The 16,350-nt window shown below is 68.5% G+C and carries 11 protein-coding genes; 7 read left to right on the top strand and 4 right to left on the bottom strand.

From position 1 onward, the window contains the following. Positions 1 to 282: 282 nt before the first annotated feature. Together C1A33_RS07440 and C1A33_RS07435 are read left to right on the top strand one after the other, a co-directional pair. Entirely contained in the window at positions 283 to 1,506 is a 1,224-nt protein-coding gene (locus tag C1A33_RS07440) for an ABC transporter substrate-binding protein (RefSeq protein WP_101830787.1), read from the top strand. A gap of 299 nt (positions 1,507 to 1,805) precedes the next feature. Beyond that, positions 1,806 to 2,918: an ABC transporter substrate-binding protein gene (locus tag C1A33_RS07435; RefSeq protein WP_165818275.1), complete on the top strand. Its 1,113-nt coding sequence runs from the start codon at positions 1,806 to 1,808 to the stop codon at positions 2,916 to 2,918. Positions 2,919 to 3,005: 87 nt separating this feature from the next. Here C1A33_RS07435 and C1A33_RS07430 read toward each other — a convergent pair whose 3' ends face one another. Beyond that, complete coding sequence (locus tag C1A33_RS07430) at positions 3,006 to 3,761, bottom strand: FadR/GntR family transcriptional regulator (protein ID WP_101830785.1); 756 nt, start codon at positions 3,759 to 3,761, stop codon at positions 3,006 to 3,008. A 500-nt stretch (positions 3,762 to 4,261) separates the two neighbouring features. Between C1A33_RS07430 and C1A33_RS07425 the strand changes: the two genes are divergently transcribed. The 3 genes from C1A33_RS07425 (at position 4,262) to C1A33_RS07415 (ending at position 9,826) form a co-directional block, all read left to right on the top strand. After that, positions 4,262 to 5,497, top strand: coding sequence for an ABC transporter substrate-binding protein (locus tag C1A33_RS07425; RefSeq protein WP_207770202.1), 1,236 nt, complete (start codon positions 4,262 to 4,264; stop codon positions 5,495 to 5,497). A gap of 184 nt (positions 5,498 to 5,681) precedes the next feature. Next, positions 5,682 to 9,104, top strand: coding sequence for an ABC transporter permease subunit (locus C1A33_RS07420; RefSeq protein ID WP_207770201.1), 3,423 nt, complete (start codon positions 5,682 to 5,684; stop codon positions 9,102 to 9,104). Beyond that, the gene (locus tag C1A33_RS07415; protein ID WP_101830783.1) at positions 9,101 to 9,826 is read left to right on the top strand and encodes an ABC transporter ATP-binding protein; all 726 of its coding nucleotides are present in this window, start codon (positions 9,101 to 9,103) and stop codon (positions 9,824 to 9,826) included. Before C1A33_RS07420 ends, C1A33_RS07415 begins: the two co-directional genes overlap by 4 nt. An 86-nt stretch (positions 9,827 to 9,912) precedes the next feature. Here C1A33_RS07415 and C1A33_RS07410 read toward each other — a convergent pair whose 3' ends face one another. Then, positions 9,913 to 10,893: an SDR family NAD(P)-dependent oxidoreductase gene (locus C1A33_RS07410; protein WP_101830782.1), complete on the bottom strand. Its 981-nt coding sequence runs from the start codon at positions 10,891 to 10,893 to the stop codon at positions 9,913 to 9,915. 451 nt (positions 10,894 to 11,344) lie between these two features. On the opposite strand from C1A33_RS07410, the gene C1A33_RS07405 reads away from it, so the two are divergent. Next, a complete protein-coding gene (locus C1A33_RS07405) occupies positions 11,345 to 12,205 on the top strand; it encodes an SAM-dependent methyltransferase (RefSeq protein ID WP_243407286.1) in 861 nt (286 codons plus the stop codon). Positions 12,206 to 12,389: 184 nt separating this feature from the next. Continuing rightward, on the top strand, positions 12,390 to 13,541 hold the full coding sequence (locus tag C1A33_RS07400; RefSeq protein WP_279354596.1) for a recombinase family protein: 1,152 nt from the start codon (positions 12,390 to 12,392) through the stop codon (positions 13,539 to 13,541). Between the two features lie 599 nt (positions 13,542 to 14,140). On the opposite strand, the gene C1A33_RS34040 is transcribed toward C1A33_RS07400, so the two are convergent. Both C1A33_RS34040 and C1A33_RS33660 read right to left on the bottom strand, forming a co-directional pair. Next, on the bottom strand, positions 14,141 to 15,046 hold the full coding sequence (locus C1A33_RS34040; RefSeq protein ID WP_133150595.1) for a hypothetical protein: 906 nt from the start codon (positions 15,044 to 15,046) through the stop codon (positions 14,141 to 14,143). A 350-nt stretch (positions 15,047 to 15,396) separates the two neighbouring features. Then, positions 15,397 to 16,350, bottom strand: a 954-nt coding sequence (locus C1A33_RS33660; protein WP_165818273.1) for a DUF6119 family protein, incomplete at its 5' end; no start/stop codon positions are given.

Raw genomic sequence — 16,350 nt, 5'->3', positions numbered from 1 at the left:
CCACCGCCCCACCGTTCCCGCCGGTCCGCCACCCCTGGGCCGGCGGTGCGGTCGATACGCCCCGTTATGACGCCCCGAGTTGTGGCGCTGTTTTCCGTGTGGCGACCGCCACTTTCCACGGAAAACGCGCAGGTCACGTCAGGGTACCGGATGACTCTCCCCAAGATCCCGTAATTGCCCTTTTACAGATGGTGAATGATCTGTCTGTGCTGGGCGCACTTGTGACGAGCTGCGAGGGGTGTGGCTTTATGAGGCTTGGGTCACGTATGCGAGGGTCTGTGGATGCGCCCGTTTCGACGCTCCATCGCCGGTGGAATAGCCCTGTGCGCCGCCGTCGTGATGTCCGCGTGTGGCAGTGACTCCACCGGATCCGACGCGAAGCCGCACGGCGTCGTCATCACCGTGATCGCTCCCACCAAGTCCATACCCCCCACCTTCCCGGACGTCATCGCCGGGGCGAAGGCCGCCGCGACCGCCGTCAACGCCAAGGGCGGAATCGGCGGCAGGCAGATAGAGATCCAGGCCTGCAACGACAACAACAATCCGAACGACGCGGCGAAGTGCGCGCGCCAGGCGGTCGCCGACCACTCGGTCGCGGTCGCGGGCTCCTTCACCGACTTCGGGTCGTCGATCGTCCCGATCCTCGCCCGCAGCGGGATCCCGTACCTGGGCTTCGGCGCGACGACACCGACCGAGTACGCCTGCGCCACGTGCTACCCCATCGACGCCGGCAGCGTGCTGGCGTTCGCGGGTCTGCCGGGGGCGCTGCGGTCCCAGGGCGCGAAGACGGTGACGACGGTCACCGTCGACCTGGCCGCGGCGGCGGCCAACGTGAAGGGCGTCGAGGCCGCGGCGAAGGCCGCCGGCCTGCAGACCATGAGCGCGGTGAAGGTCGCCGCGACCTCGACGGACCTCGCCCCCGCCGTCCAGGCGGTGGTGCGGACCAAGGCGGACGCGGTGGTCGTGATCCTCTCGCACGAGCTGACGCTGTCGTTCATCAAGGCCGCCGACCAGGCCAAGGCGCCGTTCACGATCGGGGTCGTCGACGGCGCGGTGCAGTCCTCGGTGTCGAAGATCCGTGGCACCGCCGACGACAAACTGATGCTCGTGGGCGCCTACCCGCCGGTGGACGACACGGCGGCGTACCCGGGCCTTGCCCGGTACAAGGCCGAGCTGGACGCAGCGGTCAAGGGCGGCGACTCCGACGCCGCCCTGCGTAGCTCCTCCAGCCTGCGCGCCTGGCTCGCGGTGCACGTGGTGGCCCAGGTGGCCGGGAAGATCTCCGGGGACATCACCGCGGCGTCGCTGAACGGCGCGCTCAGGACGGCCAAGGACGTGGACCTGTTCGGCATCCTGCCGCCGTGGACGCCGTCGGCGAAGGGCCACGTGCCCGGGTTCGACCGGGCGAGCAGCGCCCGGGTCTTCTTCATGCGGCTCAATGACGGAAAGTTCAGCCTGGCCAAGCCGATCACCGGCGTCGACCTGAACTCCGGCAAGCCCCTCTGAGGCTCGGGTAGGCCCCCGGCGGGCCGGCGGGAAGAGCGGCGACACCGGCCCGCCGCCCGTCGCGGGGCACTGATCGCGAGAAGATTGTCCATGAAGATCTAGAAAAGCTAGACGAATGTGTCCTGACCTGCGTAGCGTGTGGCGCTCTGAGAGGCAGATCACATACGGAGGGGTTCTGGATGCGCCTGTTACGCCGCGCCACCGTGGGTGGTGTCGCCGTCTGTGCCGCAGTTGCCGCGATCACGGGATGTGGTAGCAGCGGTTCCGGGGGGACGGCCGCGAAGCCGAAGGACGGGGTGGTGTTGACAGTCATCATTCCCACTGTCTCCACACCTCCGACGTTCCCGTATGGCGTCTCGGCGGTGAAGGCGGCCGCGGCGGCCGTGAACGCCAAGGGCGGGATCAACGGCAAGCAGATCGAGATCAAGGTCTGCAACGAGAACAACAACCCGAACGACGCGGTCAAGTGCGCGCGCCAGGCGGTGGCGAACCACTCGGTGGCCGTCGTCGGCTCGTTCTCCACCTCGGGTCACCAGATCACCCAGACGCTGTCCAAGGCCGGGATCCCGCTGGTCGGGTTCAACCCGATCACACCGGCCGACTACGCCTGCGCCACCTGCTACGGCTTCGACGCCGGCAGCACGCTGGCCTTCGCCGGACTGCCCGGGGCGCTGCGCGCCTCCGGCGCCAAGACGGTGACCACGCTCAGCCTCGACCTCGCCTCCGCCGCCGCGAACGTCGCCGCGGTCGAGCAGGCCGCCAAGGCCGCCGGTCTGCGGACCGCCGCCGTGGTGAAGGTCGGTGCGACCTCGACGGACCTGGCGCCCGCCGTCCAGGCGGTCGTGCAGTCCAGGGCGGACGCGGCGGTCTCGGTCCTGCCGGCCGAGCAGACCCTCGCCTTCATCAAGGCGGCCGACCAGGCCAGGGCGCCGTTCACCTTCGGCGTCGTCGACGGGCAGATCCAGTCCGTCCTGTCGCAGATCCACGGGTCGCAGGATGACCACCTGCTGGTCGTCGGCGCTTACCCGCCGCTCGACGCGACCGCCAGGTACCCGGGACTCAAGCAGTTCGCCGCCGAGCTCGACGCGCAGGGCAGGACCGGCGACAAGGACGCCGCCACCCGCGACTCCTCCAGCGTGCGGGCCTGGCTGTCCGTGCACGCCGTGGCCCAGGTCGCCGCCGGGATCACCGGGGACATCACCTCGACCTCGCTGAACGACGCCTTCAAGACCGCGAAGAACATCGACCTGTACGGCATCCAGCCGGCCTGGACCCCGTCCGCGAAGGGCCACGTGCCTGGCTTCGAGCGGGTCAGCAACGCCCGGGTCTTCTTCATGCGGCTCAGCGACGGAAAGTTCAGCGAGGCCAAGCCGATCGCCGGCATCGACCTCAACGCCGGAAAGCCGTTCTGACGCGGTGACGAGCGCGCTCGCCCGTCAGTAAGGGGCGGCCGGGCGGGGTGTCGATCACCCGCCCGGCCGTCGAGCCGTGCGCCCCGGTCAGCTCATCAGGTCGAGTACGGTCTCGGCGGGCAGGTCCTCCAGCAGGAAGCGCCCGACGGCGGCCAGGTGGCGGTGCCAGTACTCCTCCGCCTCCGCCTCCGTTCCCTCCCGCAGCGTGGCGATCAGCCGGCGGTGGCTGCGATGCGTGCGGGACCGCTGCTGCAGGGAGTCCCCCGACTGGCGCCGGGACTGCACCGAGCTCGCGGTGGCCGTGCCGATGATGTTGTAGAGCATGCGGATGAGCAGGTCGAGCGTCGGGCTGCCGGCGAGCTCGACGACGGCGAGGTGGAAGGCCCAGTCGGCGTCGAAGAACGCCACGTCCTGGTCCTGGCCGAGGGCCGCCTCCTCGTCGCGCAGGATCTCCTCGAGCCGCTGCAGGGCCTGCGCGGACCCGCGCGCCGCGACCATGCCCGCGGCCTTCGACTCCAGGACGGCCCGCACCGCGTAGACGTCGCGCAGCGTCGCCCGCCGGTACTGGAGGATGGCGCCGGCGTAGCGCGCGGCGGCGGCCGGATCGGGTACCTGCACCCGGGCGCCGCCGTTGGTGCCGCGCCGGATCTGGATGAGCTGCTCGGCCTCGAGGATGCGGAACGCCTCGCGCAGGGTCGGCTTGGACACGCCGAACTGTGCGGAGAGCGCGGCCTCGCCGGGAAGGGTCGCGCCGGGTAGTAATTCACCGACCACGATCTGTCTGCGCAACTGCGAGGCGACGATCTCGCAGGCCTTCGGTGCTCGTACCTGTGCGACCGCCATCGCAAGGCCTCCCGTCCTACGGGTCCGCAGGCGGGAGCGTGCCGGCCGGACGCCATGAGTGTGAAAGATCAGTTCACTGTTTTCCCTCGCAGTGTAGTGCGTGACGAATCACATTGTGTGCTATGTCACGCAACGTAGATGGGCAGTTGCGGAGTTTTCACCATTTTGGGGGGATCGAGCCACTCATGTCCCGAGTGCCGCAGGTGACCCCGTCTTCCCCGATTTGGTGGCGCCCGGTACGGTCCGGGGCCAAGCTGGCGACCACGACGCGGATGGGCGTGGAACCCGGCTGGGGCGTGCTCCCCGCGTCGGGGGAGCGCACCCGGCGGGCGAGTGTCGCGGGCGGTGTACGGGGTGAGGGGGCTGGGCTCGCGGCGGGCGAGGCGCGGGCGCCCGGATCCAGGCAACGTCAGCAAAGTATTTAAAAGAGCTAGACGTATGCTGATGCGTCGCGTATGGTTTGTTGCTCTGAGAGGCAGATCACATTGGAGGGGTTCTGGATGCGCGTTCTGCGTCGCGTCACCGCCAGCGGGATGGCGTTATGCGCCGCTGCGGTCGCGTTCACCGCGTGTAGTAGCGACAGCTCGGGTAGTGGGGGTAAACCGAGCGACTCCGTGGCACTCACGGTGATCGCTCCGACCAACTCCAAGCCCCCGAACTTCCCGGAGCTGATCGCGTCGGCGAAGGCGGCCGCGACCGCGGTCAACGCCAAGGGCGGGATCAAGGGCAAGCAGATCGAGATAAAGACCTGCAACGAGAGCAACAACCCGAACGACGCGACCAAGTGTGCGCGCCAGGCGGTGGCGAACCACTCGGTCGCCGTGGTGGGTTCGTTCTCCACCTACGGCCAGCAGGTCACCCAGATCCTCGCGGGCGCGGGGATCCCGTACATCGGCTTCAACGGGGCCACGCCGGCCGAGTACGCCTGCTCCACCTGCTACGAGTTCGACGCCGGCAGCACGCTGGTCTTCGCCGGCCTGCCGGGCGCGCTGCGCGCCTCGGGCGCGAAGACCGTCCAGCCCATCGCTCTGGACCTGGCCGCGTCCGCCGCGAACGTCGCCGGAGTCGAGCAGGCGGCCAAGGCCGCCGGTCTGCGGACCCTGCCGGCGGTGAAGGTCGGCGTCACCTCGACGGACCTGGCGCCCGCCGTCCAGGCCGTCATCCAGTCCAAGGCCGACGCGGCCGTGTCGATCCTGCCCACCGAACTGACGCTCGCCTTCATCAAGGCGGCCGACCAGGCCAAGGCGTCGTTCACCTTCGGCGTCGTCGACGGGCAGATCCAGTCGGGCGTGTCCCAGATCCACGGCACGCAGGACGACCACCTGCTGGTCGTCGGCGCGTACCCGCCGGTCGACGCGGACGACAAGTACCCGGGCATCGCCCAGTACAACCGTGAGCTGGACGCGGCCGTGAAGGCCGGCGACAAGGACGCCAGCATCCGCAACTCCTCGGGCCTGCGTGCGTGGCTCACCGTGCACGTGGTGGCCGAGGTGGGCGCCGGGATCACCGGGGACGTCAGCGCGTCGTCGCTGAACACCGCGTTCAAGAGCGCCAAGGACGTCGACCTGCTCGGCATCCTGCCGAAGTGGACGCCGTCGGCCAAGGGCACGATCCACGGCTTCGACCGGGTGAGCAGCGCCCGGGTGTTCTTCCTGCGGCTGGGCGACGGCAAGTTCACGGCGGCCAAGCCGGTCGCCGGTGTCGACCTGACCTCGGGCAAGCCCTTCACCGACTGACCCCGGGGGCCGGGTTCACGCCCGGCCCCCTCCGACCCGGCGGGTGGCGTGGCGGAGCAGGTAGCCGCCACGCCACCCACCCATAACCAGGGGTGCGCGCCAACGACGTCGCGTACCCCGTCCCCCCTGTCGATCCACCGGGCGCCGCGCGACGGCGTCCGCCGCAATCCCACCGGAGCGCGTCGTGCAGGAGTTCTTCCAGTTCGCCCTCTTAGGGCTGGGCGGCGGTGCCATCGTCGCGCTGCTCGCGCAGGGCATCGTTCTCATCTACCGGGGCTCCGGCGTCGTCAACTTCGCTCACGGTGCCTTCGCCCTCGCCGGTGCGTACATCGTCTACGAGCTTCGGACCAAGCACGGCTGGCCCGCCGTGCCGGCGATGGTCGTCTCGGCGATCGTCGCGGCGCTGTTCGGCGTGCTGGTACAGGTCCTCATCATGCGGCCGCTGCGCACGGCGCCGCCGCTGTCGCGGGTCATCGCGACCCTCGGCGTGCTGGCCACCATCCAGTCGATCGCGACCATCCGGTACGGCGGCACCAGCCTCGTGCAGGTCACCTCCTCGCTACCGTCCTCCGGTGTCAAGATCATCGGTGTGAACGTCGGCCAGGACCGGCTGTGGCTGCTGGCGATCGCCGTCGTGGTCACGGTCGTCGTCTGGGCGGTCACCCGGTTCACCACGCTGGGGCTCGCCATCTCCGCCTCCGCCGCCAACGAGCGGGCCGCGGCGACGCTCGGCTGGTCGCCCAACTTCCTCGCCTGCCTCACCTGGGCGTTCGGCGGCGCGATCGCCTCGATGGCCGGATCGCTGGTCGCGCCGATCACCGGCCTGTCGGTCGTCACGTTCTCGATGCTGCTCATCGCCGCTCTCGCCGCCGCTCTGCTGGGCGGCTTCTCGTCGATGCCGCTGGTGCTGCTCGGCGGGCTCGTCATCGGCATCACCCAGAGTGAGTTTACGAACTATGTGAAACTGACCGGCGCCGTCGACACTGTGCCGTTTGTCGCTATCATTCTCGTTCTCATCGTGCGGGGTCGGTCGCTTCCGCTGCGTAGCTTCGTGAGCGAGCGGCCCGCCGTCGCCAGCAGCGGCCGCCTCAACCCGTTCCTCGTGATCGGCCTGGCCGCGGTGGCGATCGTGCTGGAGCTCGCCGTGCTGCCGGACGACTGGCTGCAGGCAGTGACGATCTCGCTCACGTTCGGCCTGTTCGCGCTGTCCGTCATCGTCCTGACCGGCTGGGCCGGGCAGCTCTCGCTCGCTCAGATCGCCCTCGGCGGCGTCGGCGCGCTCGGGACCGGCCTGCTCGTCGCGAAGAGCGGCTGGCCGTTCATCCCCGCGCTGATCGCCGGCATCGCCATCGCCGTCGTCGGCGGTCTGCTGTTCGCGCTGCCGGCCCTGCGCACCCGCGGCATCAACCTCGCGGTCGTGACGTTCGGCCTCGGCTTCGCCGTCCAGCAGATGGCCTTCCAGCGCTCCGGCTGGACGGGCGGCGCCGACGGCCTCGCGGTCGGCGCGCAGAAGGTGTTCGGCTTCGACATCGACCCGCTGGTCAAGCCGGCGAACTACGCGGTGTTCTGCGTCGTCTGTCTCACGCTCGCGACCGTGGTCGTCGCCAACATCCGCCGCGGCCGCACCGGCCGGCGGATGCTCGCGGTGCGCACCAACGAGCGGGCCGCGGCCGCGCTCGGCATCAGCGTCTTCAGCACCAAGCTGTACGCGTTCGCGGTCTCCGCCGGTGTCGCGGGCCTCGCCGGCGTGCTGCTGGCGTTCCAGTCCTACAACATCGTGTACGGCATCACGTTCGACCCGTTCTCCTCGGTCAACGTCGTGCTGATCGCCGTGATCGGCGGCCTCGGCTACCTGTCCGGCCCGCTCTACGGCTCGCTGCTGGTGACCGGCGGTGTCGGCAGCCTGGTGATCCTCAACATCTTCGGCGAGGGCACCAACCTGGCGTGGATCAACCTGTTCGGCGGCATCGTCCTGCTCCTGACGCTGCTGACCAACCGCAACGGCATCGCCCACGCCAACAGGGAGACGGCCCAGCGCCTGCGTCGTCTTCTCGGTGCCCGCCGCCAGCCCGCCGCGGCGACCGCCGGCGCCACCGCCTCGCCTGACACCACCGCCTCGCCCAACACCACCGCCTCGCCTGACAGCACCGCGTCCGCCCAGGCCAGCCCGTCCGCCGGCGCGACCACCGCGGAGCCGGCCGAGCCGCTGCGCCACCGGGTCACGCCGCGCACCCTCACCGTGCGGGGCCTGACCGTCCGCTTCGGCGGGGTCGTCGCCGTGAACAACGTCGACATCACGGTCCGGCCCGGCGAGGTCGTCGGCCTGCTCGGCCCGAACGGCGCTGGCAAGACCACGCTCATCGACGCGATCACCGGTTTCGTCAACGCCGCCGGTGAAGCCACCCTGGATGACCAGCGCCTGCACGGTCGGTCCCCGTCCGCCCGCGCGCGCACCGGCCTCGCCCGCTCCTTCCAGTCGCTGGAGCTGTTCGAGGACATCTCCGTGCGCGACAACCTGGTCGCCGCCTCCGACGACCAGAACAAGCGGGTCATGGCGACCGACCTGGTGTGGCCGGGCCGGATCTCGATGACCGACGCCGCCACGGCCGCGGTCGCCGAACTGGAGCTCGCGGAGTACCTCGACTCCAAGCCGGACGACCTGCCCTACGGTGTCCGCCGCCAGGTGGCCATCGCCCGCGCGGTCGCCGCGGCGCCGTCGGTCCTGCTGCTCGACGAGCCGGCCGCCGGCCTCGACGAGCACGAGAGCCGGGAGCTCGGCCACCTCATCCGCCGCCTGGCCGACGAGTGGGGGATGGGCATCCTGCTCGTCGAGCACGACGTCGCGATGGTGATGCGCACCGCGGACCGGGTGGTGGTGCTGGAGTTCGGCAAGAAGATCGCCGACGCCACGCCGGCCGAGGTCCGTAACGACCCGGCCGTCATCGCCGCCTACCTCGGCACCGCCACGCCGGACGACGACGACGACGCCGACGCCCCCGCCGCGGCGCTGCCCGTCCCCTCTGCCGAGACGGTCAGCTCTGAAGCTGTCAGCTCCGAAGCCGTCAGCTCCGAAGCCGCGCCGGTCGAGGTGACGCCCGCCGAGGCGACGCCCACTGCGGATGAGCCCGCCGGGCCGGCGGAGGCATCCGCCTCGGAACCCGCTCCGGCTGACGCCGCTCCGGTCGACGCCGCGGAGACCGAGTCCGCGGAGACCGAGTCCGCGGAGACCGGCGCCGCGGAGACCGAGTCCGCCGAGACCGAGTCCGCCGCCACGGCGCGGACCGCGGGCGACAAGTCCGAGGTCGTGACGACCTCGACCGAGGCGGCGCCCGCGACCGCCGAGGAGGCCAAGCCCGTGCCGGCGACGCCCAACGGCAGCCATTCCGCGAAGCCCGCCGTCGCGGAGGGGGCGACGAACACCGCCTCCGTGCCCGAGGATGGGGCGAACGGGGCGACCGCCGGCCAGTCCGCCGGGGATCGTTCCGGGGCGCAGGTCGGAGCCGAGAGCGTTCCGGGTGGACAGGGGGCGCGTCCTGACCGCGGACCCGAGCGTCCCGGACGGGCGGCAGGCCGCGCGCGGTCGCGAGAGGAAGGACAGACGACATGACTGCACTGGTTGAGGCGAGGAAGCTGTGCGCCGGCTACCAGGGTGTTCCCGTGGTCCGGGATCTCGACCTCACGGTCGAGCCCGGTGAGGTGGTGGCGCTGCTCGGGCCGAACGGCGCCGGCAAGACCACCACGCTGCTGACCCTCGCGGGTGAGCTGCGGCCGATCTCGGGGGACCTTCTGGTCGACGGGGAGCCCAGCAAGGCGCCGTTACACAAGCGGGCGGGTGGCGGGCTCGGGTTCGTCCCGGAGGAACGGTCGATCTTCATGTCGCAGACGACGGCGGAGAACCTCCGAGTCGGCCGCTGCGACGTCGACCGGGTCCTGGAGCTCTTCCCCGAGCTCAAGCCCAAGCTGAAGACCACCGCCGGACTGCTGTCCGGTGGTGAGCAGCAGATGCTGTCGCTCGGGCGGGCCCTGGCCCGCGGCCCCCGGCTGCTGCTCGCCGACGAGCTCTCGCTCGGCCTCGCCCCGCTCGTCGTCGCCCGGCTGCTCGCCGCCGTGCGCGCGGCGGCGGACACCGGCGTCGGCGCGCTGCTCGTCGAGCAGCACGTCCGCAAGGTGCTCGAGGTCGCCGACCGGGTGTACGTGCTGCGCCGCGGCGTCGTCGACTTCGCCGGCACCGCCACGGAGGCCAAGGCCCGGCTCAGCGAGCTGGAGGGCAGCTACCTCTCCGGCGGCGCCGCGGACGACGGCGCCGAGCCCCTGGCGACATCGGCCTGAGCGAGGCCGGCCTGAGCTGGCACCACGAACGCCCGGCGGTGACTCCCGCCGGGCGTCCGTGCGTCCGGGATGGTCGAGACGACGGACTATCGCCGAAGCATGTCGAGCGAGACGTGCCACAGGCGGGTGGCTGAGGCCGGGTCGAGGGCATACGCGGCGACGCCGTTGCGGGCGCCGAGGACGCCGGTCTCCGCCTCGTGGCAGTCCTCGAAGTAGCGCCCGGTCACGCCCTCGACGAGTGGGGACGCGGCGAGCAGCACCGAGGTCGCCGCGCCCTGCTCCACCGACTTCCAGCGCAGCGGCGGCGCGCTCGTACCGTCGCCCGAGGTCCTGGCGGCTGCCGCCCGCAGACGCTCCAGGTCCTCCTCGGAGACGTAACGCTGCAGGTTCGTGCGAATGCCGCCGGGCATGAGCGCGCCCGCGACGATCCCGTCGTCGGCCCAGCGCCGGGCGGCCTCGACGGCGAACAGCACGTTGGCCGTCTTCGACTGCCCGTACGCCGACCACGGCTCGTAGTCGCGGTGCAGGAAGTGGATGTCGTCGAAGACGACGGGGGAGTTGTGGTGGGCGCTGGAGCTCACCGAGACGACCCGTGCTCCTCCGGCCGCGGCCAGTGCCCGGTGCAGGCCGGTCGCCAGGGCGAAGTGGCCCAGATGGTTCGTGGCGAACTGGAGCTCGAAGCCCTCGGGCGTGCGCCGCAGTGGCGCGGCCATAATGCCCGCGTTGTTCACCAGGATGTGCAGCGGACCCTCCCAGCGGTGGGCGAACGCCGCCACCGACGCCTGGTCCGCCAGGTCGAGGCGTTCGACGGCCACCCGCGTCGGGGCGCCGGTCGCCGGCCGCCCGAGGCCGGCACTGATCTCGGCGGCCACCCGTTCGCCCGCCTCGACGTCGCGCACGGCGAGGGTGACCCGGGCGCCCGCGGTGACGAGGGCCCGGGCCGTCTCGACGCCGATGCCGGACGCACCGCCGGTCACGACGGCCCGCTGGCCGGTGAGGTCCACCCCGGCGATCACCTCGGCGGCGGTCGACGTGGCGGTGAACGGCGTAGTGATCAGATCGGTCATGGCGGCGTGCCCCTCTTCACTTCTCCGTCGGCGGCGGCCGAGTCGCGGCCGCGCTACGGGGAGACAAGTGGAGAATCCTCCGGTTCATTCCCCGTCAGACCGGACGTGCCGCACCCGCGCCGTCAGCCGGGCCGGTTCGTCGGCCGGAATCACCCCCCGGCAGCTCGCGCAGAGGATCGTCCCGGACGGGGCGCCGGTCCCCGAGTCCGGCTGGCCGGGCGCGGCGTGGGACGACGAGGGAGGCGCGGTGTGGGGAGGCACACCCGGGACCGATCGCGGACGACGTCCTGCGGCATCCGATGAGCTGGGCGGCCATTGTCCCCCACGGCGCCTGACCGGCCCCCGCGCGTCCCGTCGACGCCGGGCGGAGACCCGCCCGGGGAGCGGCACGAATGTCCACCGTAAAGTCAAAGTGGGCTTTTTCGTGTCCTTTCCAGACGAGGGGGAGTCGGTGGCGACGACAGATGGGCAGGCCGGTGGCGCGCGGGGATGGTGGACCTCGGTCGCGCCGAGGCCGACTCCGGTCGACCTGGCGATCGACCAGCCGCATCCGGCTCGCATGTACGACTACCTGCTCGGCGGAAAGGACAACTTCCCCGCCGATCGGGAGACCGCGGAACGGGCCCTCGGTGCGTTCCCCCGCGCCCGCGCCGCCGCCCGGCAGAACCGCGCCTTCCTGCTGCGCGCCACCCGCCACCTGGCCGAACACCAGGGCGTCCGCCAGTTCCTCGACATCGGCACCGGCATCCCGACCTCGCCGAACATGCACGAGGTCGCGCAGGGCGTCGCCACCGACGCCCGCGTCGTGTACGCGGACAACGACCCGATCGTGCTCGCCCATGCCCGCGCGCTGCTCACCAGCACCCCGCAGGGCCGCACCGCCTACCTCGACGCCGATCTGCACGACGTCGAGAGCATCGTGACCGCCCCGGTGCTGCGCGACACGCTCGACCTCACCCGGCCGGTGGCGCTGTCGCTGATCGCCATCTTCCACTTCTTCCCCGACGAGGACGACCCGTACAGCATCGTCCGCCGCCTCCTTGACGCGCTGCCGTCGGGCAGCTACCTGTCGCTGACCCACCTGACCGCCGACTTCGTCCCGGCGGAGATCAACGGCGTCGCGCAGACGTACCAGGCGCAGGGGATCCCGCTGACGCCGCGGACGAGGGACGAGATCGCCCGCTTCTTCGACGGGCTGGAACTGGTCGACCCCGGTCTGGTCGTCCCCTTCCGCTGGCGCCCGGACGGCACCGGCGAGGACATCACCGACGCCGACGCCAGCGGCTGGGGAGCCGTCGCCCGCAAGCCCTGAAGCCCACGCCATCGGTTGTCGGCCAGCTCGCCCGGGACAACGCCGCGCCGGCCGCGCGGCACTGTCCCGTCGGGAACGACGTCGGACCGTCCGGGCCGAAGGGAGCCAGGTGCGCAGAGCGATTCGCTCCGGCGTCTGCTCGACGTCCAGGCCGGCGAGCACCTCGTCCCGGTAGCCGCCCACCGTGCACCACAGCTCGCGCTACCCCCCACCCGAGCCGCCTGGCGGGGCCCGCCGGGCGCGAGGGGCGTGGTCGAAGTCCACGGTGGCCGATCTGTTGCGTAACCCGAAGTACACCGGCTATCAGGTGTTCAACCGGCGGGCGACCCGGTCCCGGCATGGGGCGGTCAACGGGCCGGAGAAGTGGGTGTGGTCATCCGAACCCGTCCACGAACCCTTGATCCCGAAGTGGATGTTCGACGAGTTCAACGCCAACCGGCAGGCCCGGCGCGGCTCTCGCGAGCACAACGAACTCAATCGTCACCCCGCGACCAAACGGACCTACGTGTTCCGGGGCATGATCCACTGCACGTGCGGGCGGCGGATGTTCGGAACCGTTCGCGATCCCAGCGCACCTGTCTGGTACAAGTGCTGGCCCCGAGCGAACAACCGAGGCCGTGACGACAAGTTCACCGAACACCCCAAGAGCGTCCGCATCCGCGAAGACGTCCTTGAGGCCGCGATCGCCGACTTCTACGCCGAACGCGTCTTCGGACGCGACAGAGTCGCCCTCTTGACCGCCGAACTCGCGACCTACGACGACCGGGCCGCCCGGGAACGAGTAGCCGAGCGAGGCCGACTCCAGAAGAAGATCGACGATCTTGATCGCAGGCAGGGAAACCTGCTTCGCCAGGCGCAGGACGGCGACCCCGACGACCCGTTCACCCAGGGACTGCGCAGGAGCTACAACCAGCTCGACGCAGAGCGTAAGGCTGCCCTCGGGAAGATCGAGGATCTTGACGCGGCGGACGAAACCGAACCCGACCGGCCAGGCCAAGACAGCCTCGCCCTGCTCGACGCCCTACCCGAGCTGCACCTCAAGCTCCGCCAGGCGCCGGAAGCGTTGCAGCGACGCCTCTACGAAAGCACTCAGCTCACCGTCCACCTCGATCACGAAAGGCAGGAGGTACACATGATGATCAAGATTCCGGTGGCAGACCTCGACAAGGTTGCCCATCTGGCGGAAGTGACCGCAGCCCCCGGGCCGCACGCGGCAGCCACTGGGCATCCACGGCGCGTAGATGCTGTACGTACCCCTCGTGGAGCGACTTTCGAGCCAGACATACCAGACGCAACTGGATCAACTGTACCGGAAATCACTCACCGTGATCACTGATGCACCCCAGGCTAGGGAACCGGCCGCCCCATCGATTTGCCGCTGCGGATGCGGCGAAGCTGTGGAACCGTCGCGCCATTTCGTAAGCCAAGCTCATCAGGTGGTGTAGCTACGGACACAGCGATATGCGGGAAAGAACTGCGGCCTGCGCGAAGACACGGCCACGACACCCCCGGAGTCGCGCGAAACATAGAAAATGGCTACCCCAAGCCAAAATCCAAGAATTACAAGGCTTGGCGGCGCCTCACCCCGGAGTAACAATATATGGCATGGAAGCCAAACGCCGACCCTTGAGCCGAGAGGCGAAACGTCATCCCCGGCACGGACGGGATGGTGTATATGCCTTCGACGTCAAGCACTGGTTGATTGGCTGGGGCCTGACACAGATCACCGTGATCTGGCACGAAGGCGGGTGGCGGCTGAAGGACACGCAGCGGGCCGCCCTCGGGGAACTACATGCTGCCCTGAAGGATCTGCACCTTGAGGTATGCGATGGGAGCCGGGAGAACTGTCCGGCATATGTGGGCGAGAAGGAGGAGTTTGGGGCGGGGCGTAGAAGATAGGGCGGTATCGGAGTTGTGTGGCACAGCCCGCGACGATCAGACGAGTACCGCTGAGAATGCGGGGCGGATTTCATCAAGCCAGGAGTCCAGCGGTTCGATGGGCCACCCGGAATAACTCGCGAACAGCCTCATGGCTTGGTGGAAGCCAAGGGCGGCGGTGGCGGCTAGGCGGGCGAAATACTCGTCATCGTCGGCCACTCCCACCCGGTAATCTTTCTTGCCGTCGGGGCGGGTGGTTGCCACGAGTAGTTCCTGTATCGCATGGGCTGTGGGATGGGCCGCAGCGCACAGGTACTTGTAAAGACCCCTACCGAAAGCGCGGTCCCCGATGATGACCCCGAAGCCCGCAATTGCTTTGTCTGTATGAGGCCTCCGCTCTCCAGCAAGTTTTAAGATATCACCACTATCTTGATCACACTGGATTTCGCTAGAGTAAAAAATCTTCTTTGCTTGCGCTTGCCTAAGATCATATTCCCCGCGTGCGCGATCCCGGTCTTTGGAATCGCCGAAACTCGACGCGACCCCAGACCATGATCTAGAACTTGCCAGCCCCTCAAGCTGGCCGCGAGCTATCCGCCTGCGGGCATTGCCAAGGCGCGGGTCGAGGATCCAGCTTGCGTAAGCGAGATGTTCGAGGGTGCTACGGATCAGCGCGGGAGCGGTGAGAGCCAGATCATCGGTCTCAGCATAGAGAAACAGCTTACCAAGACTACTGACCTGCCGGGCAGCCGTAATGAGATAGAGGCAGCTGTAACCAACGGCTCCAGTGAGGAACTCTGGACTCCAGCCTCCACCGGGCCCGGATTGGCTTCTTGTGGCTTCGGCATCGCGGTCGGCGGGCGAACCCCGTAGCCAGCCCCAGCCATGTTCCGCGATGACCGCGTCGAAGTACCGGCGGCTGGTGAAGAGAGCGTCGGATAGCTGGAGATGTTGATTGCTCATCTCATCCTTGAAGAAGGTATGGAGGCAGCTGCTGAGAGCCGGACGTGTGGGTCTTTACCGAATCTCTGAATACTATCCGGAAGAAGATCAGCAGGCGCGAGGTCGCCTTGGTCGCCCGCAGTATCGTTGAACAATACAAAGCTGGTGACGTTGATCTTATTTACGCTGCCCCCCTCAACCTACAGCCTTGTTATCCCGCGCCTGAGCGAGGACGAGGGCGGGCCCGTCGTTTGTGGACTCGCTCGCTATGGCGCTTAATGATCAGTACCATACTGAGTTCGTCTTCGGCTTTGACGATGCGTTTCGCAAGCACGGTTACCGCCACCGACCGCTGGATCGTAGCCCGAAGTCTAGACGTGCTTCTTAGCGTGGCTCCGGGTTCTAGCGGGACACCTGGAGAACTTGAGCCTCGGCTCAATACCCAGCTCCCTGCACCGCCTCGCCCAATCATCGATCTTCTGCTTGAGAATGATGGAGTCAATTTCCGAGATCTTAGAGATGGGAGTCGTACGAGCGAAGATAAACCACAGACAGTAAGCCTTGACCTCCTGGTCCAGCTTCTTGAGATTGGCGTTATTGCGGATGATCTCAAGCGTGAGATTCGCCTGGTCGCAGACATACCCAACCTTCTGGGCTGGGCCGCGCTTCACGGCGTACACGGTACTGTCACGCAGAAGATCCCAGGCTTCAACTTTGGTTGAGGCGCTCGTTACGATTACCGAGAAATCCTTGTCAGCGTTGACGTACCCGACCTTACCGGCTGCTTCGTTGAAGGCACCCTCTTCGCCGATGATGTATTGAAAATCTGGTTCAGTGGCTTCAAGAAAGATACCATCAACTGATGCGTGCAGTTGGTCTAGGTAATCTTCATTGAAACTCCTCCAGTGGCCCTGGGTCAGCATGACATTTTCGCCATCAACCACGAAGTCGAGCGACGCCTTGAGCGTGCCGGAGTACGGCTTTTGGCCTTCGTTTTCCACCCGCAAGCGGATGTCCAGGATCTTATCTTTGGGGATTCCTTGCTCCTGTATGTAGGTTCGCAAGTCTTCTATTCCAAGTTCACCGTCGCCAACTTCAAGCTTCTTGTATCCGCGACAGGTAAGCGTAAATCGTTCGTTTCCTCGGAAGACAAAATCTACCCCTACGACGTCGTGGCCCTCATGAGTGAACTGAGCGTCTTCGCTCCCGCCGGTGATGGCTCCGAGGAGAAGGGCATCGTAGCGGGCAACTTCATCGGGGTCTGTGATTGGTGTCCATTCACGGGTGAGTGACAGCGGTCCGCTGAGCTGGGCGTTTGTGTTGGG

The organism is Frankia canadensis (genome assembly GCF_900197875.1).
GTDB classification, from domain to species: Bacteria; Actinomycetota; Actinomycetes; order Frankiales; family Frankiaceae; genus Frankia; species Frankia canadensis.
This window is presented reverse-complemented; position numbering and strand designations above follow the sequence as displayed.